At 67.3% G+C, this 620-nt stretch carries 2 protein-coding genes; both read right to left on the bottom strand.

All coding sequences use genetic code 11. From position 1 onward, the window contains the following. The coding region (locus tag A5744_RS23365) for a PPE domain-containing protein (RefSeq protein ID WP_139331479.1) at positions 1-116 on the bottom strand (116 nt) is incomplete at its 3' end. Positions 117-546: 430 nt separating this feature from the next. Next, positions 547-620 (bottom strand): hypothetical protein (locus A5744_RS24515; RefSeq protein ID WP_139329418.1); only part of this gene is annotated, 74 nt, incomplete at its 5' end.

Raw genomic sequence — 620 nt, 5'->3', positions numbered from 1 at the left:
CCCTCCGCGGCCAACTCATCCCATGCAGCAGCCGCCGCCAACATCGGCCCCGACCCCGGACCCGCATACATCAGACCCGAGTTGACCTCCGGTGGTAATGCGCCGAAATCGAGCACCTACGAACCACCGTGCCCGAACGGCATGGGTTTACTCACGCATCGCCCCCGCATGACGACATTCACCAAGTTGCTTTTGAGTGAGGCTAATCGGGAGGACTCCCCTGACCTCCCCGCCGCAGCGACCCGCCGCGGAACCGCCACCCTAACCTGTGCGGGACCTGAGACGGACGACGCGGCGCCCATACGCCTACGGCTCTCCGCAAGACTTGCCCACCACCTGCGGCAACATCCGATAACGTCCGCGACGGGCGGGAGGTGTTAGCGGCTCCACCGGTCATTGCCGCGGCATGTTTGGGCGGTAAATGCCTCGACCTGGGATAAAAATCCGGCCGCAGCTAAAGCCGCCCGCGCCACGTCGTTCGGACTAGGACGCCCGAAGGCGCGCCGGCCGCACGTGTGTGCGGGGCGCGCCTTCGGGGTGTGTGGTTTAGCCGGCGGAGAGGGGGCGGGCCATGACGGTGGGTTTGAAGCCGTAGCGTGGGCCTGCGCCGGCGCCGCGCA

The sequence above is a fragment of the Mycobacterium sp. IS-1264 genome, from assembly GCF_001954195.1.
In the GTDB taxonomy this organism is placed as follows: domain Bacteria; phylum Actinomycetota; class Actinomycetes; order Mycobacteriales; family Mycobacteriaceae; genus Mycobacterium.
Note: the sequence above shows the minus strand (reverse complement) of the source record. Positions and strands in the feature narration are given on the sequence as shown.